Raw genomic sequence first — 24,867 nt, 5'->3', positions numbered from 1 at the left:
AGGCGGATCACCGTCGTAACGGTCGGAACCGAACGACGCCTCGGTACCGTACTCGGTCCAAACTACGCTTCGGCGTCGTAATCGGTCGGGAGCGCCGTCTCGGGTACGACGCCGTCCTCCCAGCCGCGGATGTCGTAGTACTCGTCGATCGCCGCTTCGAGGTCCGGCAGGTCGTACGGCAGGGTGTCGTCCTCCCGATCGAACCCGCGTTGGTTGTTGAAATGGCGTTCGAGCGTGACGATCCGGCCGCCGACGGCCAGTAGGTCCTCGAAGTCCGCCTCGAAGAGGGCCTCGTACCGCTCGGGATCCATGTAGTCGCGCGAGAACTTACAGACGACGCCCGCGTCGTTGAACGCCATCAGGTTCTCGCGTTTGACGAGTCGGTCGGCCTTGCCGAGCGTGCCTTCCGGATCGAGGGCGTCTTCCTCGGGAACGAGCGGGTACTCCACGGAGTAGAACGTCGCGTACATGTGGTCGGCACCGCGGTTCGAGACCGCATACGAGAGTCCCTGGCCGTGCAGGACGCGACCCTCGTGGGCCGCAAAGTCCATTCCCTTCACCGTCCAGTCGCCCACGTCGAGTTCCTCGTGACAGCGGGCGATTCCCTCCGCGAGCAGGTCGCCGATCCCCTCGCGGTGGGCGATCTTCTCGACGGTCTCGTGGATCAACTCGGCGTTACCGAACTCGTCCTCGCTCGCGAGGTAGGCGGCCACGGTGTTGCCAGCCGAGATCGCATCCAGGCCGTACTCATCACACAACCGATTCGACTCCATCACGTCGACGATGTCGTCGACGCCGGAGTTCGAGCCGAACGCCATCGCGACCTCGAATTCGGGGCCTTCGGTCTCGACGCCGCGCTCCTCGTCGCGGGTCGGCAGTTTGCAGGCGAACGCACACTGCGAGCAGGTGCCCTTCTTGTATTTTTTCTCCTCGACCGCGGCACCGTTTATCCCCTCGACGCCCTCGAACTCCCGCTCGGAGAAGTAATAGGAGGGAAGTCCCTCCATCGTGTTAGCCAGATCCATCACAGCGACGGTACCCTGTCGTTTCATGATGTTGTCGTCGGTGGCCGCCTCACGATGGACCTCCGCCTGGGTGGCAGGGATCTCGATCTCCGGTGCGGAGTCGCCGTCGAAGGTGATCGCTTTGACGTTCTTCGAACCGAGCACGGCGCCGAGGCCGCCGCGACCGAACGCGCGTTCCTCCGTCGTCATGATCGAGGCGAATCGGACGCGGTTTTCACCGGCCGGACCGATGATCGCGGTCTGATCGGGTGATATCCCGCGTTCCTCTTCGAGGTGGCTCGCCGTCTCGCTCACGGTCGCGCCGGCCAGTTCCGGGATCGCCTCGAACTCCACACCATCGTCACGAACGTGGATCGCGAGCAACTCGTCACTCGCGCCCGCGATCTCCACGGCACCGTAGCCCGTCTCAACGAAATTCCGGGACATGAATCCGCCGGCGTTGCTCGAAAGCAGGCCGTCGGTCAGCGGCGAGAGGCCGGTACAGTTCATCCGGCCGGTGAAGCTCATCGTCGACGACTGCATCGGTCCGGTCGTGAACACGATCCGATTTTCCGGACCGAACGGGTCGGCATCGAAGGGGATTCGCTCGTGCGCAAGGCGCGTGGCGACGCCGCGACCGCCGATATATCGTTCGTTGATCGCGTCGATGTCCGTCTCGCTCACTGCCCGTTCGCCGACGTCAATCGTCAACAGCGGACCGGGGTTGTGGAGCATACGTTATTGTTCCCCCCCGAGCCACTAAGTCCTATCCGAACTTCTCGGAGAATGGTTCACTCCGACAGCAGTTGTCGGGCGATCGTGTTCTTCAGAATTTCCGAGGTTCCCTCGTAGATCTCGTTGAGCTTGGCGTCGCGGTAATAGCGCTCCATCGGGAACTCCTTCGTGTATCCGTATCCGCCGTGGATCTGGATCCCCGAGTTCGCGACCTCCCGCGAGATCTCCGAGGCGTACAGCTTTGCCTGAGCGGCCGCCTTGACGTACGACTCTCCGCGCATTTTCCGGTCTGCAGCCTCGTGCATCAATAGTCGCGCGGCCTGGACCTTCGTATCCATCTCCGCGAGTTCGTGTTGGATCGCCTGGAAGTCCGCGATCGGCCGGTCGAACTGCTCGCGGTCGCCCGCATACTCGAGTGCGTCCTCAAACGCCGCGCGGGCGATCCCGACGGATCTGGCCGCGATCGTGATCCGACCGGCGTTGAGCGTCTGTAGCGCCTGCGTGAATCCCTCGCCCTCCTCGCCGATCAGACGCTCCTCGGGGACGCGCATGTCGTCGAAGCGCAGTTCGGCCGTGGGACAGCCCTTATCGCCGAGTTTCGATTCGGTCCCTTCCACGATGAAGCCATCGTCCGTCTCTGCTCGGACTAGAAACGTGGAGATGCCCTCGCGTCCCGCATCCGGGTCCGTCTTCGCGAAGACCACGATCGTATCGGCGACCGATCCGTTCGAGATCCACACCTTGCCCCCGTTGATCACGTACTCGTCGCCGTCGCGTTCGGCGCTCGTCGACATCGCCGTGACGTCGGATCCGGCGTTCGGCTCCGAGAGCGCGAAGGCTCCGATCTCCTCGCCGCGATTCAATGGCGTCAGGTATTCCTGCTGTGTGGACTCGCTTGCGAACTCGAAAAGCACGTTCCCCGCGAGACTCGTGTGAGCAGCCACGATCGTCGCGAGCCCTCCCGACCCACGAGCGATCTCCTCGAGCCCCATCGCGTACGCGTGGTAATCGAGTCCGGCACCGCCGTACTCCTCGGGAAACGGCATGCCGAGAAATCCCAACTCACCCATTCGATCGACGAGATCGGCGGGAAATTCGTCAGTCTCGTCGATCGCGGCTGCTCGTGGGATGACCTCCTCGTCGACGAATTCCGCGACGGCCTTCCGTATCCGTCGTTGCTCGTCCGAGAACGCGAGATCCATGTCCCTGGTTCGGCGACCCGGGACTTAGCCGTTTTTAACAGGGCGTTGAAACGAACCCGGCGAGTATCCGTGGATCCGCGGCGGTTCGCCCCACGAGACTTTTTATCCTCCGTTTCATAGTGGGGGACAGTTGAATGAGCGGACGTGATCCATCTATCGGCGAGGCCGACCTCGAGTGGTGCTACGAGGCGGTCCAGGGCGTCTCTCGCACCTTCGCGTTGACCGTCGAGGTTCTCGACGAGCCGATGTCGAGTCATATCTGTCTCGGCTATCTTCTCTGTCGGGTGGCTGACACCGTCGAGGACGCCGGACACGTGCCGCCGGAGGTACAGACCGAGCTGCTTTCCACTTACGATGCAGTCCTCGACCCCGAGGACCCGACGGACATCGAGGAGTTTCGGTCGGCGGTCGACGAGTGGATCCCGTCCGAGTCCGAACGCAACGCGGACTGGGAGGTCGTCGCCCGATCGCCGACGATCCTCGCGACCTTCGAGGCCTTTCCCGAGGACGTCCGGCGGGCGATCGTCCCTCCCGTTCGCGAGATGGTCGACGGGATGGCGATGTTCGTCGAACGGCACGCCGACGCCGGCGGCTTGCGGATCGACGACCGTGCGGAACTCGAACAGTACTGTTATTATGCGGCCGGAACGGTCGGCACCCTGATCACGAACCTGTTGACCCGCGCCGACGTCGACGACGAGCGGGTCGGACGCCTCTACGACACCGCCGAGGAGTTCGGACTCCTGTTGCAGCTCGTGAACGTCTCGAAGGACGTCTACGACGACTACATCGCGGAGAACAACGTCTACATCCCCGCGGAGTGGCTCGACGACGAGGGCGTCGACCAGGACGCGATCGTTGCTCCCGAAAACCGCGAGTCCTCTGCTCGAGTGGTCGATCGGACGGCCGAACACGCACACTCATTCCTTGACGACGCTCAGGCGTACCTCGAGACGATGCCGCTCGAACACGGCAATACGATGGCTGCCTGGAGCGTCCCGTACCTGCTCGCAGTCGGAACGCTACGGGAGTTGCGGTCGCGGCCCGAGGACGCACTCACCGAGACGGGAGTCAAGATCTCCAGACAGGAGGTCTTCGCCGTGATGTCGGCCGCAAGCGAGACGGGACGCGGCTCGCTCGCGGAACTCCGCGAGACGATCGCTCGAAAGCCGTTCCACCGCGCCTCGAGCACGCCAGAGCAATAAGTCGGAACCCGTGGACGGCTCGGGGTCCGTTGGGAGCCGACGAGGATCCGCCGTTTGACCGACAGCGGGGACGCTCCATCGGCGTTCTCAGCCCGGATCCACGTCCTTTTAACCGCGCCGTTGATACCGGTGGGTATGAGCTTCGAGAAAGACGACCGCGTCGTGTTCCACGACAAACACAGCGAACACGACGGCGAGGTCGGAACGATCACCCAGAAGATGGAGACGATGTTCGGCGAGGCTACCTACACCGTCAGCTTCGAGGACGGTCAGGAGACCGGCATCGCCGCCGACGCACTGGAGGCTGCCGATGAGGACGAGGCTGAAGACGAAGCGGCGGACGCCGATGCCGCCGACGCCGACGCTGACGTCGCCGAGGAATAATTCGGCGACCCATCGCCGCCCGGCTTGAGTGACTGTCCGACCGTCGCGACCGACGCCACGGCCGGACCAACCGACGTAAAGAACCGCACGGCCGACCAACCGAGACGACACCGCGATCACGAGAACACGAATCCGCATGGCTAGGGTCCCGCTCCACTATATCGATCTCCGAACGTTCAGCTACGCGACCGAGGACGAAAAACGCGTCACTCAGGCGCTCAGAACGTTCCTTCCGGAGGACGCAACGATCGAACGTGCGGAGAGCGTCGGCCATCACGGCGATCGGATCGTCGTCCTCTCGGCGCGCGTCGAGACCGCCGACGGAATGCGATATATCCTCGATCGGCTCGGCGAGTTGGCGGACCTCGATCGGGTCATCGATGAACTCGACGAACGTGTCGACGACAACTGTTCGTTCTTCTGTCGGCTCGACAAACAGGCGGCATTCCGCGGCGACGTCCGGCTCGGTCCCGGGATCACCCTCCGTGCGAAGGTCGAGGCCTATCCGGCGAACAAGGAGGCTGCAATGGAGAACGCACGGGAACTGCTCTCCCGACACGCCGAGTCCACGGACTCGGAGTGACCGGACCACGTTCACGGACGGGGAAGCCGCTCGTCGTCTCTCCCGTTGCTCCCAGGTCATTCCGTCGGCGCTTGAGGACGCGCTCGAACGGTGCTTATACCCAAACGCTCGGGAATCCTCGCCCGTCAGGGCGGAGAGGATGTCACGCGTCGAGGGGAGCCAACTCGGCAGCCTTCGAGCGCGCTCGCGAGATGATCGCGGGTTTCGCCTCGAATTCGAGCGTGACTTGATCGCCAGCGTACGACTCCGTCTCGACGTAGCCGTGATCATGGACCCACGAGACTACGCTCATCGTCTCATCGGTCATGGGCAACACGAGTCGCTCGCGCTCCCAGTCGGGGAGTTCCGACTCGACGCGCTCGCGAAGCGCCTCGATACCGGTTCCGTCCGTCGCGGAGACGGCGATCGGGTTCGGTGCCAGCGTCGACAACGCCGACTGCTTTTCGGCGAGTTCGCCCTCTTCGAGGCGGTCGACCTTGTTGAACACGGTGAGGATCGGCGCCTGGTTGCGTTCGTGGAGGGTGTCGTGACAGGTCACGAGCTTTTCGCGCATCTCGCGGACGGGCTCGCTCGCATCGACGACGAGAAGCACCAGATCAGCTCGGTAGACCGAATCGAGCGTCGACTCGAAGGACTCGACGAGCCAATGCGGGAGATCCGAGATGAAGCCGACGGTGTCGGTCAACAGAACGTCCCGTCTGTCGAGTTCGGCCCGGCGAGTCGTGGTCCCAAGGGTGGTAAAGAGTTTGTCCTGGGATTCCGCCGTCGTGCCGAGATCGGGGTGACGGTCGGCGTTCTCGTCGACGTCGAGTTCGGTGGCAAGCCGGCGCATTAGGGTCGATTTGCCGGCGTTCGTGTAGCCGGCCAGCGCGAGGAGATCGAACCCGGAGGCGCGACGTTCCTCGCGGCGGGCCCGTTCCTTTTTTGCGATCGACGACAGCTCGTCTCGAATATCGGAGATCCGCCGTTTGATGTCTCGCTCGACGCTCTCGTCGTACTCGCCGAGGCCCATGAATCCGGGACGCTCGTCGCGTTTCGCGAGGCTCGCTTTGGTCTCGGCCCTCGGAAGTTCATAGCGAAGCTCCGCCAACTCGACCTGCAGTTGTGCCTTTCGGGTTTGTGCTCGCTCGGCGAAGATCTCCAAGATCAGCGTGAATCGGTCAACGATCTCGACGCCTTCCGGGAGTTTCTGTCCGACGTTGAACGTCTGATACGGTCCCATGTCGTTGTCGACGACGACGTGGGTCGCGTCCGTCCGCGCGACGAGATCAGCCAACTCATCGATCTTCCCTTCACCGAAGAGGTAGGCGGCGTCCTCCTTTCGCGTCTGCGTGAGTTGGCCGACGATCGCGTAGCCGGCGGCTGAAGAGAGCTGTTCGATCTCCGTGAGGTCGGCGGTTCCAGCGTCGACGCGCTTAGCGATGACCGCGCGTCGATCGGCGTTCGTCGTGGTGCCGTCCGCTCCGCTTGCGCGCTGGCCGCTCATCGTCGAAGTAGTTTCCGAGCCGCGTATGCGGCGTGGTGTGCTGCCTGCACTGTTTCACGTTCACCTATGGTCTCAACGTATTTAAACTCCTGCTGGAAGTGCAACGCCACGATCCGTTCGGGCTCCTCGTAGAACTCCCCACGCTCGGAGACGATCGTCCCGGTCGGGGGATCGGGCAGCGTGCCGATCGCTTGCGCGACGAGATCAAGAGTCGCCTCGAGGGTGGGTCCCTCCCGGACGCTCGAGAGCCCCATCCCTTCGATCGAGGCGATCCGGGTCGCACCGACCCGAGCGTGGACTGCCGCCGCGACCATCAGGTACTCGCCATCCTCCTCGTGACGGCCGCTGATGTCGACGCCGATGATCTCGGGGATGGGCACATCACCTCCGTTGAGCGGTCCCGACCGCGATCCGGCCGCTCGTGTATGCGGGGCCGTTCCGCGGCATGGTGCTTGAACCGTCGCGCCTCGGGACCCGGGAGGCGCAGTCGATCCAGGAGCGGTCGATCCAGGAGCGGTCGATCCAGGAGCGGTCGATCCGGGCACGATCGATCTGAGCGCGGTTGATCCGTTCGGTCCGCGCACGTGGCTCGCGATGGCGACTCACGGCGAGATATTCGAGGTGAATTCCGGAGTTCCTTCGACGCCCGGTTCGAGGTGGAACACCGCGCCGGCGTGTGGCTCGTCCGGATCGGCATCGGAGGCCGCACTCGTGACGTAGAGATCGGTGAGCGACTCCCCCCCGAAGGTCGGACACGTTACATACTCGGCCGGGATCTCGAACCGTTCCGCGATCTCTCCGTCGGCATCGTGGCGAACGATCGCGTTGCCACCCCAAAGCGCCGACCAGACTCGTCCCTCGGCGTCGACCGTGAGGCCGTCGTACATCCCCTTCTCGTCGGGCAACTCGGCAAAGGTTCGGGGGTCGGAGATCTCTCCCGTGGCCTCGTCGTAGTCGTACAGGTGAATGGTGTTCGCGTTCGACTCCGTCACGTATAGCTCGCTTTGATCCGGCGTGAACCCCATTCCGTTCGGGAGTTCGATGGACTCGAGTATCTCGGTTATCGTTCCGTCGGTGTCGAGCCGGTAGAGCCGGCCAACGGAGAAATCGTCGACGTCCATCGTCCCCGCGAAGACGCGTCCGTGCGGGTCGGCGATGACGTCGTTGAACCGCATTCCATCCTCGCCGGCGATGCCGTCGATGACGGTCTCCAACTCCCCATCGCGATGGAGGGCTACGTGACCCTCGGTCATGAAGAGCGCCAGGTCGCCGTCCGACTGGATCGTGAACCCGCCGACCGATTCTCCCTCGTAGAACTGCTCGACGTCACCGGTGGTGGGGTCGTACCGATGAAGGTTCCCGGCGGGGATGTCCGTCCAGTAGAGTCGTTGGTCCTCCTCGTGCCAGAGCGGTCCTTCCCCAGTCTCGAAGCGTCGATCGACTACCACCGTCGCGTCCGTTGTCATGCGTTCACGTATCACTGGAGGCGGTATAATACATGTGGACCGTTCGGGTCACGGCACTTCATCCGGCGTCTCCCCGTCTACCGACATACTACTGCCCACCGCGATCGTCCGCCGAGAGCCGCCAGAGTGCGCGATGGACCGTCCACGGTTCGTGGCCGGTTTCCTCGACGATCGACAGACACGCGGATAGATAGTCTCCGTACTCGTCGATCGTCGGCGGATCGGGATATCGACGTTCGAGGCGATCGATCTCGTGGAGAGCTTCCCACTCGCGTTCGCCGCAGACGACGTACGCGTCGGGATCGATGAACGCGAGGAACGCGGAGGCGATCGGCACGTCCACGCCGTCGAGACTGGTGAGCCGTCGGAGTGCCGTCTCCGGATCGTCGTCGTGTGCGTCCGCGGCGGCGGCCGTGATCGCATCGAGGACGTCCCCAAAGGGGTTGTTCGCGAACCGCTCCTCGATCGCTCGCCGCTCGGCGTGCGACTGGTCGCCGAGGTGTCGTCGGAAGTACCACCGGACGACCCACTCGACGTCCCGTCTCCCGAACTCGCCGGATCGGAGAACGTCCGGAAGCGTCTCCTGCTGTTCGCGTTCGACGGGGTAAAACGGCTCTCGATCGCGGTACGTGCTGGCGAGGGCGTCGATCGTTTCTGCCGTGAGGTCCATCCCAATCGGGCGTTTATCCTCTCGATCCAGAACGGTTCCGATCGATTCCATCCGGACGGACACCGGATTTCGTGTCGGGCGGACGCGATGCACCACCGCGGATCGAGGCGGCGGATCCGTCGGGTCGAGGAACCGCCGGCGGAACGTTTTGGAGCGGGGACGACTCGTGGGTGTGTACCACCAACACACTCATACACCGAGAGCGATATGACTCAGCCATATGCACTCGTTCCCGGAGGGATTCTCGGATGTCCAGTGAGGACTCGGAGCCGACCAAGACCATCTGTCCGTACTGCGGCGTCGGATGCGGGATCGCGATCGATCGCGAGGAGGGGGGCGACGACGTGCAGTTTCGTCCGTGGGGGGACGCCCCGGTTAACGAGGGACGGATCTGCATTAAGGGTGGCGCGGCGACTCAGGTGGTAAACCACGAGGATCGGTTGACGAAACCGCTTCTCAAGGAGGACGGCGAGTTCCGCGAGGCGAGTTGGGAGGAGGCATTCGATCGCGTGGTCGGAGAACTCTCCCGGATCCGCGAGGAGCACGGTCCCGACGCGATGGGATTTTACGGCTCCTCGAAGACGATGAACGAGGAAAACTACCTCCTCCAGAAGCTCGCGCGCCGGTACGGCACCAACAACGTCGACAACTGTACGCGGATGTGTCACGCTTCGACGGTCTACGCGCTGCGGACGAGTCTGGGCGCCGGCGCGATGACGAACAGCATGGCCGACCTCGAGGCGGCCGCCGATGTCTTCTGGATCCAAGGAGCAAACCCCGGCGAACAGCATCCGATTGCCAACAGCCAATACTTCCGGCAGGCAGTCCTGGAGGGTGCGACCGTCATCCAGGTGGATCCCCACGCCAACAAGACGACACGTTCGTTCGAGATCGACGAGACCGATCGCCATATGCACCTCCAGCTGGAGCCCGGGACCGACATTCCCCTGCTCAACGTCGTGATCAAGACGATCCTCGACAACGGCTGGATCGACGAGCAGTTCATCGAGGAGCGCACCGAGGGGTTCGATCAGCTGCAGGAGACGCTCGCGGATTTCGATGCGGAGGCGGCAGCAGCGGAGTGTGGTGTCCCGATCGAGGACATCGAACTGGCCGCAAAGAAGTACGCGACGGCGGACAACGCCGCCATCTTCACCGGGATGGGGATGAGCCAGCACACCTGCGGCGTCGACAACGTCCAAAACGAGATCAACCTCGCGCTCATCACCGGTAACCTCGGCCGTCCCGGAACGGGAGTCAACCCGCTTCGCGGGCAGAACAACGTTCAGGGGACCTCCGACGTCGGCGCGATGCCGAACGTCCTGCCCGGCTACCAGCTCGTCGACGACGACGAGGCTCGAGAGCAAGTCGAGGACGTCTGGGGCTTCGAGGTCCCCGCCGAACCGGGACTCACCAACGTCGAGATCTCCCACGAGGCGGGCACGTCGATCGCAGGGCTATACGTCATGGGCGAAAATCCCGTGATGTCCGAACCCGACGCAAACCGCGTCGCCGAGCGTCTCCAGAAACTCGAGTTCATGGTGGTACAGGACATCTTCATGACCGAGACCGCGGAGTACGCTGACGTGATCCTGCCGGCAACGACGTGGGCCGAACGCGGCGGAACCGTCACCAACACCGATCGGCGCGTCCAGCGAATGCGCGGGGTCGGAACGATCCACGAGGACACGAAACACGACCTTGAGATCGTCTCGGAGGTCGGTACTCGTCTCTTCGGTGAGGACGGGGACTTCGCGTTCGACGGCCCTGAGGAGGTCTTCGAGGAACTTCGCCAGGTCTGTCCGATCTACCACGGGATGACCTACGACGCCCTCGGCGAGGAGGGACTCCATTGGCCCTGTTACGAGGAGGGTGATGAGGGCGATCCGTACCTCTATGCGGACTCCTTCGACACCGAGAGCGGTCTCGGACGGATCGAAGGCGTGCGCCATCAGCCACCCAAGGAGACGCCCGACGAGGAATACCCGCTCGTTCTCACCACCGCGCGGCTGGAGGAACATTACAACACGGGCACGATGAGTAGACGCTCGCCACGGCTCAACGACCAACGTCCCGAGAACTTCGTCGACGTTCACCCGAACGACGCCGAGCGATACGGTATCGAGGACGGAGATTACGTGACGATCACCTCCCGGCGCGGCGAGATCGAGGTGAAAGCGCAGGTGACCGAGGACATAAAGGAGGGCGTCATCTGGACGACGCCGCACTTCGCGGCAGCCTCCGGGAACGTCCTCACGAACGACGTACTCGACGAGCGCGCGAAGATCCCCGAGTACAAAGCGGCCGCCGCGGAGATCGAAGTCTCCGTCGGATCCGGTTCGGGGGACGAAGACGACACGACCGACGCCGAGCCAGCCGACGACTGATCGCGATCCGGATCCGGGACCGCTTCCTCACTCGATCGTCCGTTTTTCCTTTTCGAGGACCTCGACGTCGGTGATCCGCGTCGCGGGATACTGGCCATTCTCGTCCTTTTCGGCCGCCTTCACCATGTCCCAGACGACGTTGAGTCCGGTCGTCACGCCCTCAAGCGCCTCCATCTCGCAGCCGGTCTTGCCGGTCGTCTCGACGGCGACGGTGAGAACGACCCGATCCGCCGCCACCTCGAAGTCCGTTTCGACGTTCGTGATCGGGATCTGATGGCACATCGGGATCGTCTCCCAGGTGTGTTTGACTGCCTGGACCGCGCCGATCCGGGCGGTCGCGAGCACGTCGCCTTTCCCGATCGTGTCCGCCTCGATCGCCTCGATAGTCGACGATGTCAGATGGATCGCCCCGCGAGCGACCGCGCGACGTGAACTATCGGGTTTCTCGCCGACGTCGACCATCTGGACGTCACCGTCGTCCGTCGTGTGGGTCAACTCGTCGGCGGCGTCCGCCGCGGTCGATTCGACCGGATCGGTTCCCTCGGAGTTGGGCGTCTCCTCATTCATCGGTACGAAGAGCCTGCGGGAGCCGATCGATTAAGTCCGTCGCCACCAGCCCGTAGCCACGCTCGTCGACGACCAGATCGCCGGCTCGTCCGTTCGCATAGGCGGCGATCGCCGCGGCCTGAGTCGGGGGCTGGGTACATGCGAGCGCCCCGACCACGCCCGCGAGAACGTCGCCGGTTCCGCCGACGGTCATTCCGGGATTTCCGGTTCGATTGACTCGCAGTTCCTCGCCGTCGGTGATCACGTCGTAGGCGCCTTTCACGAGGACAGTGTGCCCGATATCGGCGGCGAACGATTTGGCGAGATCGCTACGCTCGCGCCAGTCGTCGGCGCTCGGGCCGCCCATCGCTCGAAGTTCTCCCTGATGTGGAGTACATACGAGCGTCGCATCCGTCTCGATCTCGGGAACGACCTGTAGCGCGTCCGCGTCGACGACGGCGCGGCCGGCGTAGGTCCCGAGAAAACGCTCGACGAACTCGAGGGTCGCGTCCTCGTCGCCGAGCCCCGGGCCGAAGACGACCACGTCCTGTTGTTCGGCAAGTTCCGAGATCGGATCGAGGTGGGAGGGCGAAAGCGTCTCCCCTGCGAACCCGTGAACGATCAGGTTCTCGGAGAACCCCTGTACCTCGCGGGCGACCGATTCGGGACAGGCGACACGGACGAGGTCGGCGCCGGCCCGCAGCGCAGCCCGTGCTGCAAGCGTCGGTGCACCCGTATAGGGACCACCGCCGATCACCAGCACCTCGCCGTGATCGCCCTTGTGACTCGTGGGGTCACGTCCAAGCACGAGCAGATCACCGGGCCCCGTGAATAGCGCTGCCGCCTCGGGGATCCCGATGTCCGCGACCGTCACGGGCACTCCCAGACTCATCAGTCCCGGTTTGGCGTCGTGGAACGTGACGACGCGATCGGCCTCGACGGCGACCCGATCGCCGTTCGGACCGGCGGCAACCTCGCCGGTGTCAGCATCGACGCCGGAGGGCACGTCGACGGCGATGATCGTCGTGGGTCGCGTGTCCGTCCCGGACCCGTTTGCCCCCGCCTCGTTGATCCGGCGCGTGACGGTGCGTTCGGGCTCTCGGAGAGGACCGGTGACGCCGGTTCCCAGCAGTGCGTCCACGATCACGTCCGCGTCTTCGAGTTCGAGGCTGTCGGGGTCGGCAGTCGGGTCCGTAACCGGTTCCGCGTCGATCTCGGCGGCCGAAAGCGCCTCCCAGTTCGCACGGGCGATCCCGGTCGATATCGTCTCGGGGCGTCCAAGCAACCGCACGCGAACGTCGTAGTCGGATAGAAAACGGGCGGCAGCGAAGGCGTCACCGCCGTTGTTCCCGCGGCCACACACGAGCGTCACGCTCGTTCCGGGATCGGCGATCGATCGGATCTCGCGGGCGATCGCGTTGCCCGCGGACTCCATCAACTGCTTGCGTGGGACTCCGAGCGCTGCGGCGTTGGCGTCGACCGCCATCATTCGCTGTGCGGTGATCATCCACCATTCGATTTGGCGGCATCCGAATTAAACGTGCGGTGTCGATCCATGTCGACGTCGCGTTATTCCTGATGGCGCTCGATCACGGACCGGAGTTGATGTTCGGTCTGTGCGCCGACGAGCCGTTCGACCGCTTCGCCATCGCGGAACAGGAGCAGCGTCGGAAGCCCCTGGACTCCATACTGTCCGGCGAGGCCGCCATACACGTCCGCATCCACCTTGAGTACCGCCACGTCGGTCGTCGCCGCGATCGTCTCGAGCGTCGGCTCAAGCATCTTGCAGGGACCACACCAGTCCGCATAGAAATCGACGAGTACGGTCTCGTGGGACTCGACGACCTCCGAGATCGATCCACCCTCGAAGTGGATCGGTTCGTCGGGGGTCGTCGATTCGCCTTCCGCACTCCCGGAATCAGCTCCGATATCGCCCGATTCGGCCTTTCGGCGTAGCTCCTCGAGTTTCCGCTGGCGGATCGCCTCGAGATCGTCCTCCGCGTTCGAACCGTCAACTGATGAATCGCTCATACCTGCCGTACGTTTTGGAGGGTAGTAAGCCGTTCGTTGGATATGCAGTGATCGCACACGACCGTCTCGTGTTCGGGGAGAGTGACTGACACTACGGTCCGGAGTCCGGATCGATCGGCATCGATCCTTCCCCGGATGCACACAACCCTTTCGTTGGTTGCCTCTCGAAGGTGACTATGGAGCGACCGCGTCAGACCACGCCATGGCTACGGGAGTACTGGGAGTGGACGAGCGCGGCGCTTTTTTTGTTGATCACGGTCGACTTGCTCACTTCGATGTATGCCGTCGCCGTCGTCGGGATCGAACACGAGTCGAACCCGATGATGGCGTGGTTGCTGTCGCGATCGATCGTCGTTATCGTCGCGATACACCTGCTTGCGACCGGATTGGTCGTCATTTTCTTTTATGGGCTCGCGGAACTGGTGCGTGAGACGCCGGAGACGTATCGAGGGGGGTTCAAGCGAGCGATCGAGGTCTTTCTCGGACTCCTCCTTGCGGCCGGCCTGTTCGTGTTTGCGAACAACCTCGCCGTGATCGTACACGGACGAAGTCTACTTTGATGATGGACGTCGGCGCGATCGATCCACGTTGAGGCAGATCGTGTGAAGACGAGGTCGTCGGCGAACGTTTAAACGGCGAACCGAACAAGCCCCTCTCAGTGAGCACCCACGCATCCTGGTCGGATCTCTTCGGCCACGAGACTCCCTATCCCGAACAAGCGGAGGGGATCGATGCCGCGATCGACGCGGCACGGGACGGGGGATTTCTCGCTCTGGAGGGCGCCTGCGGGACGGGAAAGACCATGCTCGCGTTGACTGCCGGGATCGACCGTGTCCGCGATCCGGACTCCCCATTCGAGCGCGTATTCGTTCTTACGAGCGTCAAACAGCAACTCCGGCAGTTCGAGGACGATCTGGAGACGATAAACGAGAATCTCCCCGACGACCATCGTCGCGTCTCGGGGCTGACGCTCGTGGGCAAAGCGGACGTCTGTCCGTACGCCCGCGAGAACCGTGCCGGGATCGACCGCGAGAACGTCTACGACCGCTGTGAGGGGCTGCGAGAACGAACTCGAAACCTCGTCGGTGACGGCGGAGCGACGACGGCCAGCGCGTTGGCCTCCAACGCCCGTAGCCAACAGGTCGGACTGGCTGATTCGGGGGCGACCACCGACGCCCCGGGAGCGGACTTCCTCGAAGTCGACGGCGAGCCGACGCCGTATCGTCCGGATACCGAGGAGTACGATGGCACCGAATTCTGTCCGTTCTACGCGGGGTTTCTCGACGATCTCCCGGAGGACGGCGACCCCGTGGAGGCGGTTCCCTTTGATCCGGCCGATCGGGGTCACATCGACGCCGAGGAACTGGTCCAGCTTGCCGCCGGCGCGGGATCGTGTCCCCATTCGGTGATGGGTGCACTGGTCCCCGCGGTCGAGGTCGTCATCGGCAACTACTACCACCGTGACTCGGATCTCCTAGTACGAGCCTCCTGAGTGATTCGCCAAGTGTGGAGTTGTCGGCTCTCGTTCTATGGGTCAAACAAACTCACTTATCTCATATTGGATAGGATTCCCGGTACGTGCCTGCTGAAGCGCGACTCCTACATAATGCCGACATCAAGCACGCGACGCAGGAAAACTCAAAAGACTGGCTCTGTTGAAATCCTCAATAGGTGAGGCGTTCTGACCCGGTTGTGGTCAATACGGAAGCTGTCCTCGTTATGAACGAAGTTTAACCACCTCATCCTTGTAGGTGGTCAAGGCGAAACCCGCGAGGAAGCTACTGTACTGACTCGTCAATGGCTCTGGCGAACTCTTCGGGGTGTTGTGATCCAACGAGCACTGTACGCCCATTTGTCCGTTCGATCCAAATCCCTTGGTCGCCACTAACGTTGTATGCAATCTTCCCTGGAGTCCAGCGAATTCCCCAGCCACCGAATTGACGAAGGGGGCTATACTCTTTGGATTCGTATCGTTCGATCTCTGACCACGAGATTCGACGGAACGATCGGTGAAGCGGCCACATTTTGAGATAGATGCCGTCGTCTCTCACTTCGGTCTGGAGACGAAGACTGTAGAGGAGTGTAGCGACAGCGCCAACAACGACGAGTCCTCCCCACGAAATGGGCCCTAACACGATCATGAGAAGGCTGAGACCCCCGAGAAGTACCCAAATCCACGGCTGGCGAAATCGCTGTACTTCACGAAACAGTGGATTTCTTCCCATGAATGAGTTATTCAAAATCGGCGCTACTCAGCAATAGGTTCTCCGGACATCAAAATATAAGTGCGAGATACGCGCGTTGTATCTCGCACGGTAATCGGAACACTCCTTTGAGATGGTATGACTCTCAGTGGACAATATGCAGTCTTCAGCGACCAACTGTGAGAATATATCTGAATGATTATATTTCAATAGAGCCAAAAGACTCTGTATCCTACGTCTTGATGAAATGTGGGCGGACCGTGGGCAGGGAGGCCCGGTGGATGCGGTCATTGCTTCCGTCATAGTGGCGCTAATCGCTATGCTCGGCATTTACCTGTTCTCAGAGTTCAATCAAACTGTCACGATAACTGGTTCACTAGCCGGTATCGAGGAAGACCTGATGATTGATGCAGCCGACGCGCTCGTATTAGCGGTTGGTGGAACCGGTATCGCTGTCACTGCGCTCCTGATTCTTTGGGGGACTGAACGGTGAATCCTGAAACTATCGGGATGTCTGTTCTCTACGCACTTACTGTGGTTCTGATTCTCGCAGTCTTGTGGCCGTTTCTCCCCTCCTCAGGCCCATTCTCCCAGGTCATCGGAGCAATAGAGGGAATTAGCGATTTCGTGATTCCTGCTATTGTGATCGGCGCACCAGCAGTTGGGTATTATCTTCTAAGCGAATGGTGAGATCCTAATAGACGAAATCATATATTCGGAAATCCTGATTTCCGAAATCGTAATTTCTATTTGCTCGGGGATACTACCGGCCGTATGGAGCGCTTCGTCGATCGAGATGTCGAACTCGATCAACTCACGGACTGCTACGAGTCCGAGACGGCGGATTTTATCGTAATCTACGGACGCCGTCGTCTCGGGAAAAGCGAACTCGTCCGGCAGTCCATCAATGACCGGGACGACGCCATCTACTACCAAGCAGTCGAATCGACCGCACCGAATCAGCTCGAACAGTTCGTCGATACCGCCACCGCACAATTCCCGTCGCTTCGAAACGTTCGCCGTGACTGGGAGGCTCTACTCGAAGCACTTGGTGAGGAAGATGCCATCGTTGTCATCGATGAGTTCCCGTTTCTCATCGAGGAGGACGAGTCGCTACCGTCCCGGATACAACGCGTCTGGGACATAGAACTACAGGAGACAGGGATGACGCTCGTGCTCGTCGGCTCCTCGATCAGCGTGATGGAGGACAAGGTCCTCTCCGGAAGCGCACCGCTGTACGGTCGGCGAACGGCAACGATCGATCTCAAACCCCTCGAAGTGGCCGACGCGCGTCAGTTCTTCCCGGAGTACGACCCTGAGAACGCCATCACTGCGTGGTCGATCTACGGCGGTACACCGTACTACCTCCAGACCATTGATCCCGACCAGCCGTTAGGAGTGAACGTCCAGCAGGCGATCCTGTCGGAGCGCGGGCTCCTGTACTCCGAACCCGAGTTCCTACTCCGAACCGAACTCCGACAGCCGAACACGTATTTCAGTATCCTTCGCACGCTCGCTCACGGGCGTCGCACCCCGAACGAGATCGCGGGCATGGCTGGCGTGGAGTCCGGATCGCTCAGCACCTATCTACAAAAGCTCCGTCGGCTCCGTCTCGTCGAACGCCACATCCCCGTGACTGAATCGCGGACAGCCTCAAAACGCGGCCGGTATCGTATCTCGGCCCCGCTCTTCCGATTCTGGTTCCGGTTCGTGTACGGGAACCAGGACCAACTTCGGATGCTCGACGACGACGCGTACGACGAACTCGTCGTACCCGAGCTGGCGGATTACGTGAGTCCGTTGTTCGAACGCCTCTGCCAGCGAGCCCTCTGGGACCTTGTAGACCGCCAGTTCCGCGACGTCGGGCAGTGGTGGTTCAAGGAACACGAAGTGGATGTCCTCGGCCTCACTGACGACGGACTCGTCGCCGGCGAGTGCAAGTTCACCTCCCAACCCGTGAGCGAAGGTGTCCTCGCTGACCTCGAACGAACGACAACGGAAGTACGGTGGTCAGAAGAACCCGCAGACGGGGAGACGCTGTACGTCTTGTTCAGCCGCTCCGGGTACACCGAGGATCTGGAACGGACCGCTGACACGCGCGATGACGTCCGGCTCTTCGAACTGTCCGATCTGATCACTCTCGATAGCGACTCATAAATACGAAATCGGAACGATCAGGCATCTCGCCGACGCGCTCGTCCCCTCTCAACACTGGACCGATTTTCAGCACGCGATGCTCGACTTCGCGGCCGACGTCTGTACCGTCCGCGCTCCACAGTGCGGGGCGTGCCGACTCAAGGAACACTGCCGGAGCTCCGAGTACCTGGACTGAGCGAACACGTGACGGATCGGTTCACGCAACTGTTGAGAGAACGATCGAACTGCTATGTCATTTTGTAAACTGAACCATAGTAGCCTATTTATATGTTTGAACAATTTTGTTTACAAAGATGCTCTCGAAGACTGGTCTCGCCGTCCTCGACGCGCTCTCCACCGGTCGGGAAGCGACCGTGCGGGACCTCGCGGCGGAAACGGGGGCCAGCAGGAAGCAGGTCTACCGCGTCGTCGACGACATGATTGGAGCCGGTCTGGTCGACGAGACCCGCGGCCATCACAACCTGCGCGTCGTGCGCGCCACGGGCGATCCGGTCGTCGAAGCGTATCGCCACCTCAACTCGAACCTCGGGCACGTCGAATGGCCGGAACTCCTTTCGCCTGCAACGATACGCGTCTGTTGGTTCCTCGACGACCCGCGTCGCGTCACGACGATCGCCGACCGGCTCGGGATCACGCGGCAGGCCGTTCACAAAGCCCTCTCCCCGCTGAAGAACCGAGCGATGTTAATCCGGTCGAAGACGGAATACGCGCTCAGTGACGACTTACGCCCGCTACTCGAATTCGCTCGCGCGATCATCGTACACGAACACCGGATCCGAGTTCGCGCTCTCGCGCCGAGTGCGACCGTGGGGTGGTGTGACCCGAAGCGCGCCCTCGTCAGAGTCCACGACCCCAAGGATACGGACGCGCTCCAGAGCGCGGAAGACTGGGAACTGACGGGGCTGGCGAGATTTCTGGAGTACGACCTACTGTTTTTCCTCGCGGGCGAGCCGGCATTCTGGTACGCGCCGGACGATCCGCTCACCCCCGCGGACATCGTCTGCCACACGCTCGTTCTCGAAGCAGATTCACGGCGAGTAAGTTACGCGTTACTGCTCATCGAACAGGAGGAAATCGATCGAGACAACCTCACCGAGACCGCGACGTGGTACGGGATCGAGCGGACGGTTTCGCGGATGTACGCGTTCCTCAACGGGGACGTTGACGACGCCGATAACGGAAGAATCCGCGTACCGAACGCACGAGAGTACGCGAAACTCAAAGCCCAGTACGAGGTCACCTGAACGGCAGCCCTCAGCGCCTCCATCGAGGAGCTCTTGTCAGCGTTCGACGGACAGTTCTCGGAACTCGTCGACGTGTACGTGTTGGGCGGAGCTGTTCATTCGCTGAACAATCCACTGCGATAGGTGCGAAACGGGGTCGAGCCGTTGTCACGTTTTGTCGAGCGCGCGGTCGAGTACGGACAACCGTGGATAAGCGGCGACTGGAGCAATCGAGACAACACGACTGTGAATTCTGATTATCCGTATTTCTACTACACAGTGGATTGAGGGACGCGTTAATACCGTTCTCATGGGCTCTACAAAACCTGCTTATTTGGCCGTCTGTCAAAACACTCAAATCAGCCCCATTGAGCGCTTTCAACCGTAATTCTGAATAGCTGCATCTCTGTCAGGAAACGATTCAAAATATAAAATATTTTATATTACGCGAGAAGGTCAAAGACTTGCTGGTGAGGTTTTATCCGTAGCGGGGGCATCTATTAATAATTGTACAGAATGGCAAGACATCAAGATGCGTTCGTTCGAGAGACTGAGAGAGTCCCGCACGATAGCGAGCAGACGTTCGAGGGGTTCAACGACAAGGTCACAGAGGACAGTGTTCTGAGTCGGCCTCCGGAAGACAGTATCGCCACCGAACTGAAGAAGCCACTACTCATCGCTCTCGCAAAAGCGAACCGCGACCGAATCACCGAATCTAATGCGCTGGACGGTGTCGATCCGGACTACTTTTTCGATGCCGTGGTGTGCGACGTCGCGGAGAATGCAGTCACACTCGCCGGGCTCAATCCGACGGAGCAGGAACTGGAGAAATACCGTGCGCTGTTGCTCCAAGTGATCCACGGTTTGCCGACTAACCAGGCAGTTCACGAGTACGTAACTGCCTATTCTCGTCGAGAGCGAGCGGGCCTTGGGCTCGGCGATGCCTGCGGGCGATCAACGTACCAGAAAACGAAACGCGCATTGAAAGACGCCGGAGAGTACGATGCAATCGTCCACGCGGCCGACATTGCTGTGCACGTCGTGTTCGGATGGGGCATTTCACCCCCAGACTCGGTTCAATCACGCTACGAACTCGAATTCGAACTGGGGTCCAGTGCAGACGACTACTCGTTCGATACACGCCAGTTCGCACTCTGCGCGCTCGTGAACGATCTCTTAGAGATCATTGTAAATAATATGGAGTTGGGTCGTGAGGCGAACAAGTCACGGGCCCGAAAGACTCTGCTCGGCGTAGTCGCGCACTCGGCGCTCACAGACGGTGGGATCGGATCGTACGAAAAGAGCGCTCAGCACCTCTACGATGTCGAATCAGCGCTGAGCGGCTCCCGCGTATATGATCTCACAGGCTCACTGCCCCGGTGGGAGATCAACGAAATATTCGATGACATCACGTACGCGCTGCTTAAATACGTGAGCGACGCAGGCTGCATCCCGGATGATCCGGTCATCTCCTACGATCTCACCGATCTGCAAGGGCTTGACACGAGCTCATTCGGGAAGCGATTCCGCACGGCAGACGGGCGCTGGCGGTTTGCCTCCCTCGCCTGTACCGACACCGAACTAGAGTTCTCCCTCGGACTCCGACTACTCAAATCGGAATCCCAGCGCGCGAGCGTCCTGAAGAACCTCCTACGGAAACTCACCGACAAAATTGATCCGCAACTCGTTATGCTGGATCGGGGGTTCGATGGCGTCGCTGACATGGGGGCCTGCCGGGCGATCCTCGAAGAGGGGAACTGGCTAATCTGTGCGCAGAACGACGAGTGGAAGTCCGACAATCAAGCAGAGTTCTCACGCCTCCGGGAAGAACTTGAGCCGGGCGGAACAGCCGTATTACGATCAGCCGGATACGAAGATCTTAACCCGCCAACGCAACTCTTCGGGTACTCCGGGAGTACGGACGGCGAGACGCTCGACCCGATCCGGGCATTCTACAGCGATATGAAACTCCCAACCGATAAGGAAGATCGAGACAAGTTGATCACGTACCTGAATTTCGTCTACAATCACCGTGGGAAAATCGAAACGATGTTCCGACTAACTAAGAACGCGTTCGCGGTCGGAAGCCAATCTGACGACGAACGGCGGACTCTCTTCTACTACAATCTCTCCGTGCTCTTCTACAACCTCTACAAGATTGTGAACACGGTTCCGGCTCCACCGACAGGCATTGAACTCGACGTGAGCCAGCTGGAGTTGTTGACCGTCGTTCGAAACCTCGCGTTCAGCGGTCCCACACAACCGCCCGCGTTAACATATCTCCAAGATCAATGGCAGTCACGATAGCCACGGAGAATCTCAATCGACTCGTTCAGACGGCCCGTCACATCCGAGACGAAGGAGACGCTCACCTTGAGGTCACGCGCGATACTCTCCGGATCAGAGCGCTAGCGAACGACCGAAGCGTGTACATCGACTACGAACTACCGCGATCACACCAATCCACGTCCGATAGTTCGAGTACTGCCAGCCTATGGGTGAACACCGACACGCTCAGCGCGGTCCTACGAGTGTGCGAAACTACGCACGTAACCATCGAATTGCCGAGCGAAACCCCCGACTCTACGGTCGTCGTGCGAGCTGGCAACCTCACGGTCAGATTCCTACCGTTCACCGCCGCCCACCCACTCCTCTTCACTGACGACTCTTCACCTGAATCTGAATCCCGCGCGACGACGACCGTCCCTCAGCGCGCTCTCACCCGCAGCATCACAGCCGCGGACTTCGTCGGCGACGAAATCCAACTCAACGTCGATCCACCAAGGAACTACGTAGTGTTTAGTGCCGCAGGCAAAGGCAGCGACGACGAAGTCCGGTACGAACTCCCCGATTCTCGTATACACACCACTTCCGGACGTGAAGCGACGTTCACGATGCAAATCCCTCGGCTCAAACATCTCCACCCGTATCTTCCACCTGAGAAACCAGCAACCCTCTCAATCAAACACGACTACCTCGTCTTGGAAGCCACCCCGATCGACACGGGAACACTCACGCTCTACATATCATTCTGCACAGACCCTCTTCGATAACAGGACACTCCCAAGCAGTGAATTCGAGATCCCGTCCGACTGGGAGCACTATATGGATGAGATAGAGAACGAACTCGACGGCGTTAAGGATCATACCCCGTGTTCAACCTGTGCATCTGAACTCGACTTGTTCTCCGACACAACAGTTCAGTGGTTCTCCAACCCTTGTTTTGTGAGTTCATTACTTCATCAACAGGCGAATAGTACCATCATCTGATAGAAACGGTGTGCGAGATACAGAGGATGAGTTCAGCAATAGCAACTTCATTTTCTTCACACTGAAAGAAGTGAACCAGATGGTCAGTCACCACGATTAAACTACATTCCCCGAAATCAGATGATATGCGAGAGATCCCCCGATGGTCAAAATGGATGACGGTAGCACTCACTCCAGTTCCCATTATTTGGCTCGCTCTATTCCATCCATCTGCATCCGATATCGGCTCCACTTTAGCGCTCTCAGGACTTGTTCTGAACGTCATCGGTGCTGCAATAATTGCCCTCCCCGACGTGCCGAGGCTCAACCAATACGCACTTTCCAAAGATTTCCGGCACGCTTGGAAAACCTTGCAGGACAAGCGACAATTGACTCCAACAGATGCGGGTTTTGCATCTGTTGTAGAATTAATAAACCGACAAAATGGCAGACTGGATTACGACCGCACCTGTAATTTTCTTAATGTCGATTACAAGGTATTTGGGAACCCCAACATTTCTGCAGGGTTTGAGGAGGACAGCAACAAACCTCCACGACATACTGTGGCTAGTTGGGTTACAATGCAGATGTGGATTGAAGACCTCAGAGATAATGTACGAGCACCAGGATTCTTTATTTTTATGTCCGGTTTTGGATATCAGTTGCTGAGCTACGTCTGTTGAATGTGCTTACTCATTTCAGACTCCTGTTTTCAGCAGACTACCTCTGACCGATTCGCGCGTTCCATCTTGTACGATCCGCTTCGGTCTATTCAACCGCTGTCAGAAGATGTGTGCAAGATGGAGAGCGTATATTCAGCAAACTCCTTGCGGTAGGGATACCGCTGATAATTCTCACTCTGCTTTGTGGCTCGGAAGATGTACCATAAGGATGGGGCGGTCAACCGCCTCAGAATCAATGGTAGCTTCCTGCTCTTCCTCATTCATTTGAATAGTGTAAACAGTACCTTTGCTTTTGAACTGGGGCGGGTTCGTGCTGACCACCGTACCGAACTGGTTCATTATTTCGTCCCCAGAATCAGTGATAATTCTAATATCGATTCCCTTCTCTAACCTGTTGATCTTCTGATTGATGGAGTCGAAGTCCTCGTTCTTCGTCACCCTCTGCTGTTCGACACACCACTGATAGAGTTCTTTTTTTAAGTCAGTGGGAGTATCTTCGAAAATCATTCCTAATCGCCAGCCGAGATTGTGCCATGACAGGCCGTTAAGCGCCCTCGGTCCGAACTCCTCTCCGTTTTCTGCTTTCGTCCAACCGCCTTTGAACGACCCGAGTCGATCGTTACCGGGACGGGGGAAGACTCGTTGGTCGTGCACCCACTCGTGTTTCAGCCCATCAAGTCTTTCCCCGCTAGAAATAGCATCGGATTCTTCTAACATTCTCACGCCTGCTACGAACAGGCCAGCCCAGGTTCGCCCTTGGTCTTCTTTAACCTCTTTCATTTTTTCGAACTGTTCGTCGGCAAGTTCGAATCTTATTTCACGCGCCATACTCACTAGATAGTTTCTAAACTATTTATGCCTTTTTACTCATTTTGAGTTTTAACTTTGAATCGGATATAATCGTCGAGTGGGGAGAATTCCACGTCTAAGCTTCTTTCTATGTGTGACAATGAGATTTTACTCGAACTCACCGATGCTGACTAAGCGCTATGTATCTATCACGGTTTAGAAATGTGAGTTAAGTTCGACATTTCGTCGCAAAATGCTGTACCCCCAAGTTTACAGTTGAAGCTACACTCAGGGACTTCGACAACTGCACGACTTCAACTGCACTGGTAGTTGCTACGAAGGCCCACATCCCAGTGCGGAAACGAGGTGTGAGGCAACGAAATGCCGCGGCACAGTGCGGAAACAGGGTTACTCTGTGCATTCGACCAGTGATTCTAACTAAGTGATCGATAAAGCCTCTGAATCGGCCGTTCACAGTGCGGAAACAAGGTGCTAGTGCGGAAATGGGGTGAAAATCGAGTAATGCATATTGGGATCACGATACAACCATAATCCACCGGCATAGTCGTGGTGATCTGGGTATTGTTTGTGCCGGGTGTGGGCGTCCACGAAACCCACTATCGGGTGAATGCCCGGGTTGCGGTAGCGAAGAACTGTTCACGACGGACGCCGCGCTCGTAACGTGCGAAGAATGCGGAGAATCGAATGAAAGGCAGAATTCACAGTGTTGGTCGTGCAATACGTCTTTATAACAGGAATGCAGTTATTCGCGCATGCCGAACACGTGTATGGACTGCGGCCGCCCCGCTCGCCGGAACGTAGACAAGTGTCCGAACTGCGGAGGCACGAGATTTGAATTAAAG

Annotated in this window: 22 protein-coding genes and 1 pseudogene; 12 read left to right on the top strand and 11 right to left on the bottom strand. The window is 59.9% G+C overall.

Annotated elements, in window-relative coordinates; all coding sequences use genetic code 11:
- Positions 1 to 62: 62 nt before the first annotated feature.
- Complete coding sequence (locus ACERIT_RS08430) at positions 63 to 1,739, bottom strand: aldehyde ferredoxin oxidoreductase family protein (RefSeq protein WP_373674405.1); 1,677 nt, start codon at positions 1,737 to 1,739, stop codon at positions 63 to 65.
- 56 nt (positions 1,740 to 1,795) lie between these two features.
- Positions 1,796 to 2,941, bottom strand: a complete 1,146-nt coding sequence (locus ACERIT_RS08425; RefSeq protein ID WP_373674404.1) for an acyl-CoA dehydrogenase family protein — start codon at positions 2,939 to 2,941, stop codon at positions 1,796 to 1,798.
- 134 nt (positions 2,942 to 3,075) lie between these two features.
- Here ACERIT_RS08425 and ACERIT_RS08420 point away from each other — a divergent pair, with 134 nt between their 5' ends.
- The 3 genes from ACERIT_RS08420 to ACERIT_RS08410 all read left to right on the top strand — a co-directional run bounded on the left by ACERIT_RS08420 (position 3,076) and on the right by ACERIT_RS08410 (position 5,113).
- A complete protein-coding gene (locus tag ACERIT_RS08420; protein ID WP_373674403.1) occupies positions 3,076 to 4,146 on the top strand; it encodes a phytoene/squalene synthase family protein in 1,071 nt (356 codons plus the stop codon).
- 135 nt (positions 4,147 to 4,281) lie between these two features.
- On the top strand, positions 4,282 to 4,530 hold the full coding sequence (locus ACERIT_RS08415) for a DUF1918 domain-containing protein (protein ID WP_373674402.1): 249 nt from the start codon (positions 4,282 to 4,284) through the stop codon (positions 4,528 to 4,530).
- Positions 4,531 to 4,666: 136 nt separating this feature from the next.
- Complete coding sequence (locus ACERIT_RS08410) at positions 4,667 to 5,113, top strand: RNA-binding protein (RefSeq protein WP_373674401.1); 447 nt, start codon at positions 4,667 to 4,669, stop codon at positions 5,111 to 5,113.
- A gap of 142 nt (positions 5,114 to 5,255) precedes the next feature.
- Here the strand turns inward: ACERIT_RS08410 and hflX are convergent, their stop codons facing one another.
- The 4 genes from hflX to ACERIT_RS08390 all read right to left on the bottom strand — a co-directional run bounded on the left by hflX (position 5,256) and on the right by ACERIT_RS08390 (position 8,735).
- Positions 5,256 to 6,599, bottom strand: a complete 1,344-nt coding sequence (gene hflX / locus ACERIT_RS08405) for a GTPase HflX (RefSeq protein ID WP_373674400.1) — start codon at positions 6,597 to 6,599, stop codon at positions 5,256 to 5,258.
- On the bottom strand, positions 6,596 to 6,973 hold the full coding sequence (locus tag ACERIT_RS08400; protein ID WP_373674505.1) for a DUF2209 family protein: 378 nt from the start codon (positions 6,971 to 6,973) through the stop codon (positions 6,596 to 6,598). Before ACERIT_RS08400 ends, hflX begins: the two co-directional genes overlap by 4 nt.
- Positions 6,974 to 7,201: 228 nt before the next feature.
- Positions 7,202 to 8,065, bottom strand: a complete 864-nt coding sequence (locus ACERIT_RS08395; RefSeq protein ID WP_373674399.1) for an SMP-30/gluconolactonase/LRE family protein — start codon at positions 8,063 to 8,065, stop codon at positions 7,202 to 7,204.
- An 88-nt stretch (positions 8,066 to 8,153) separates the two neighbouring features.
- Positions 8,154 to 8,735 (bottom strand): hypothetical protein, encoded by a 582-nt coding sequence (locus tag ACERIT_RS08390; protein ID WP_373674398.1) that lies wholly within the window; start codon positions 8,733 to 8,735, stop codon positions 8,154 to 8,156.
- 248 nt (positions 8,736 to 8,983) lie between these two features.
- Here ACERIT_RS08390 and fdhF point away from each other — a divergent pair, with 248 nt between their 5' ends.
- Positions 8,984 to 11,122, top strand: a complete 2,139-nt coding sequence (gene fdhF / locus ACERIT_RS08385) for a formate dehydrogenase subunit alpha (protein WP_373674397.1) — start codon at positions 8,984 to 8,986, stop codon at positions 11,120 to 11,122.
- 27 nt (positions 11,123 to 11,149) lie between these two features.
- On the opposite strand, the gene moaC is transcribed toward fdhF, so the two are convergent.
- The 3 genes from moaC to trxA all read right to left on the bottom strand — a co-directional run bounded on the left by moaC (position 11,150) and on the right by trxA (position 13,699).
- Positions 11,150 to 11,689, bottom strand: coding sequence for a cyclic pyranopterin monophosphate synthase MoaC (gene moaC / locus ACERIT_RS08380; protein ID WP_373674396.1), 540 nt, complete (start codon positions 11,687 to 11,689; stop codon positions 11,150 to 11,152).
- Positions 11,682 to 13,175 (bottom strand): NAD(P)H-hydrate dehydratase, encoded by a 1,494-nt coding sequence (locus ACERIT_RS08375; protein ID WP_373674395.1) that lies wholly within the window; start codon positions 13,173 to 13,175, stop codon positions 11,682 to 11,684. Before ACERIT_RS08375 ends, moaC begins: the two co-directional genes overlap by 8 nt.
- A gap of 62 nt (positions 13,176 to 13,237) precedes the next feature.
- Positions 13,238 to 13,699: a thioredoxin gene (gene trxA / locus ACERIT_RS08370; protein WP_373674394.1), complete on the bottom strand. Its 462-nt coding sequence runs from the start codon at positions 13,697 to 13,699 to the stop codon at positions 13,238 to 13,240.
- Positions 13,700 to 13,875: 176 nt separating this feature from the next.
- Between trxA and ACERIT_RS08365 the strand changes: the two genes are divergently transcribed.
- Entirely contained in the window at positions 13,876 to 14,259 is a 384-nt protein-coding gene (locus ACERIT_RS08365) for a DUF5658 family protein (protein WP_373674393.1), read from the top strand.
- A gap of 98 nt (positions 14,260 to 14,357) precedes the next feature.
- Positions 14,358 to 15,158, top strand: a pseudogene (locus tag ACERIT_RS08360) (ATP-dependent DNA helicase); the annotation flags it as partial.
- A 319-nt stretch (positions 15,159 to 15,477) separates the two neighbouring features.
- Here the strand turns inward: ACERIT_RS08360 and ACERIT_RS08355 are convergent.
- Complete coding sequence (locus ACERIT_RS08355; protein ID WP_373674392.1) at positions 15,478 to 15,840, bottom strand: DUF6141 family protein; 363 nt, start codon at positions 15,838 to 15,840, stop codon at positions 15,478 to 15,480.
- Between the two features lie 340 nt (positions 15,841 to 16,180).
- On the opposite strand from ACERIT_RS08355, the gene ACERIT_RS08350 reads away from it, so the two are divergent.
- From ACERIT_RS08350 to ACERIT_RS08325, 6 genes are all read left to right on the top strand, one after another.
- The gene (locus tag ACERIT_RS08350; RefSeq protein WP_373674391.1) at positions 16,181 to 16,396 is read left to right on the top strand and encodes a hypothetical protein; all 216 of its coding nucleotides are present in this window, start codon (positions 16,181 to 16,183) and stop codon (positions 16,394 to 16,396) included.
- Positions 16,397 to 16,677: 281 nt separating this feature from the next.
- A complete protein-coding gene (locus ACERIT_RS08345) occupies positions 16,678 to 18,060 on the top strand; it encodes an ATP-binding protein (protein ID WP_373674390.1) in 1,383 nt (460 codons plus the stop codon).
- Positions 18,061 to 18,353: 293 nt separating this feature from the next.
- Entirely contained in the window at positions 18,354 to 19,304 is a 951-nt protein-coding gene (locus ACERIT_RS08340) for a helix-turn-helix domain-containing protein (protein ID WP_373674389.1), read from the top strand.
- Positions 19,305 to 19,799: 495 nt separating this feature from the next.
- A complete protein-coding gene (locus ACERIT_RS08335; RefSeq protein ID WP_373674388.1) occupies positions 19,800 to 21,590 on the top strand; it encodes a hypothetical protein in 1,791 nt (596 codons plus the stop codon).
- Positions 21,591 to 21,781: 191 nt separating this feature from the next.
- A complete protein-coding gene (locus ACERIT_RS08330; RefSeq protein WP_373674387.1) occupies positions 21,782 to 22,336 on the top strand; it encodes a hypothetical protein in 555 nt (184 codons plus the stop codon).
- A 342-nt stretch (positions 22,337 to 22,678) separates the two neighbouring features.
- The gene (locus ACERIT_RS08325) at positions 22,679 to 23,215 is read left to right on the top strand and encodes a hypothetical protein (RefSeq protein ID WP_373674386.1); all 537 of its coding nucleotides are present in this window, start codon (positions 22,679 to 22,681) and stop codon (positions 23,213 to 23,215) included.
- Between the two features lie 171 nt (positions 23,216 to 23,386).
- Here ACERIT_RS08325 and ACERIT_RS08320 read toward each other — a convergent pair whose 3' ends face one another.
- The gene (locus ACERIT_RS08320; RefSeq protein ID WP_373674385.1) at positions 23,387 to 24,043 is read right to left on the bottom strand and encodes a hypothetical protein; all 657 of its coding nucleotides are present in this window, start codon (positions 24,041 to 24,043) and stop codon (positions 23,387 to 23,389) included.
- Between the last annotated feature and the right edge of the window lie 824 nt (positions 24,044 to 24,867).

Origin of the sequence: Halopenitus sp. H-Gu1 (genome assembly GCF_041821145.1) — an archaeon.
GTDB lineage: Archaea > Halobacteriota > Halobacteria > Halobacteriales > Haloferacaceae > Halopenitus.
This window is presented reverse-complemented; position numbering and strand designations above follow the sequence as displayed.

Bases quoted from the DNA above. Each gene is read 5' to 3' on its own strand.
- ACERIT_RS08325 (WP_373674386.1), top strand. From the start codon at position 22,679: ATGCGAGAGATCCCCCGATGGTCAAAATGGATGACGGTAGCACTCACT.
- ACERIT_RS08395 (WP_373674399.1), bottom strand. From the start codon at position 8,065: ATGACAACGGACGCGACGGTGGTAGTCGATCGACGCTTCGAGACTGGG.
- ACERIT_RS08420 (WP_373674403.1), top strand. From the start codon at position 3,076: ATGAGCGGACGTGATCCATCTATCGGCGAGGCCGACCTCGAGTGGTGC.
- ACERIT_RS08365 (WP_373674393.1), top strand. From the start codon at position 13,876: ATGGAGCGACCGCGTCAGACCACGCCATGGCTACGGGAGTACTGGGAG.
- ACERIT_RS08320 (WP_373674385.1), bottom strand. From the start codon at position 24,043: ATGGCGCGTGAAATAAGATTCGAACTTGCCGACGAACAGTTCGAAAAA.
- ACERIT_RS08345 (WP_373674390.1), top strand. From the start codon at position 16,678: ATGGAGCGCTTCGTCGATCGAGATGTCGAACTCGATCAACTCACGGAC.
- moaC (WP_373674396.1), bottom strand. From the start codon at position 11,689: ATGAATGAGGAGACGCCCAACTCCGAGGGAACCGATCCGGTCGAATCG.
- ACERIT_RS08390 (WP_373674398.1), bottom strand. From the start codon at position 8,735: ATGGACCTCACGGCAGAAACGATCGACGCCCTCGCCAGCACGTACCGC.
- ACERIT_RS08355 (WP_373674392.1), bottom strand. From the start codon at position 15,840: ATGATCGTGTTAGGGCCCATTTCGTGGGGAGGACTCGTCGTTGTTGGC.
- ACERIT_RS08375 (WP_373674395.1), bottom strand. From the start codon at position 13,175: ATGATCACCGCACAGCGAATGATGGCGGTCGACGCCAACGCCGCAGCG.
- trxA (WP_373674394.1), bottom strand. From the start codon at position 13,699: ATGAGCGATTCATCAGTTGACGGTTCGAACGCGGAGGACGATCTCGAG.
- fdhF (WP_373674397.1), top strand. From the start codon at position 8,984: ATGTCCAGTGAGGACTCGGAGCCGACCAAGACCATCTGTCCGTACTGC.
- ACERIT_RS08430 (WP_373674405.1), bottom strand. From the start codon at position 1,739: ATGCTCCACAACCCCGGTCCGCTGTTGACGATTGACGTCGGCGAACGG.
- hflX (WP_373674400.1), bottom strand. From the start codon at position 6,599: ATGAGCGGCCAGCGCGCAAGCGGAGCGGACGGCACCACGACGAACGCC.
- ACERIT_RS08335 (WP_373674388.1), top strand. From the start codon at position 19,800: ATGGCAAGACATCAAGATGCGTTCGTTCGAGAGACTGAGAGAGTCCCG.
- ACERIT_RS08415 (WP_373674402.1), top strand. From the start codon at position 4,282: ATGAGCTTCGAGAAAGACGACCGCGTCGTGTTCCACGACAAACACAGC.
- ACERIT_RS08410 (WP_373674401.1), top strand. From the start codon at position 4,667: ATGGCTAGGGTCCCGCTCCACTATATCGATCTCCGAACGTTCAGCTAC.
- ACERIT_RS08340 (WP_373674389.1), top strand. From the start codon at position 18,354: ATGCTCTCGAAGACTGGTCTCGCCGTCCTCGACGCGCTCTCCACCGGT.
- ACERIT_RS08425 (WP_373674404.1), bottom strand. From the start codon at position 2,941: ATGGATCTCGCGTTCTCGGACGAGCAACGACGGATACGGAAGGCCGTC.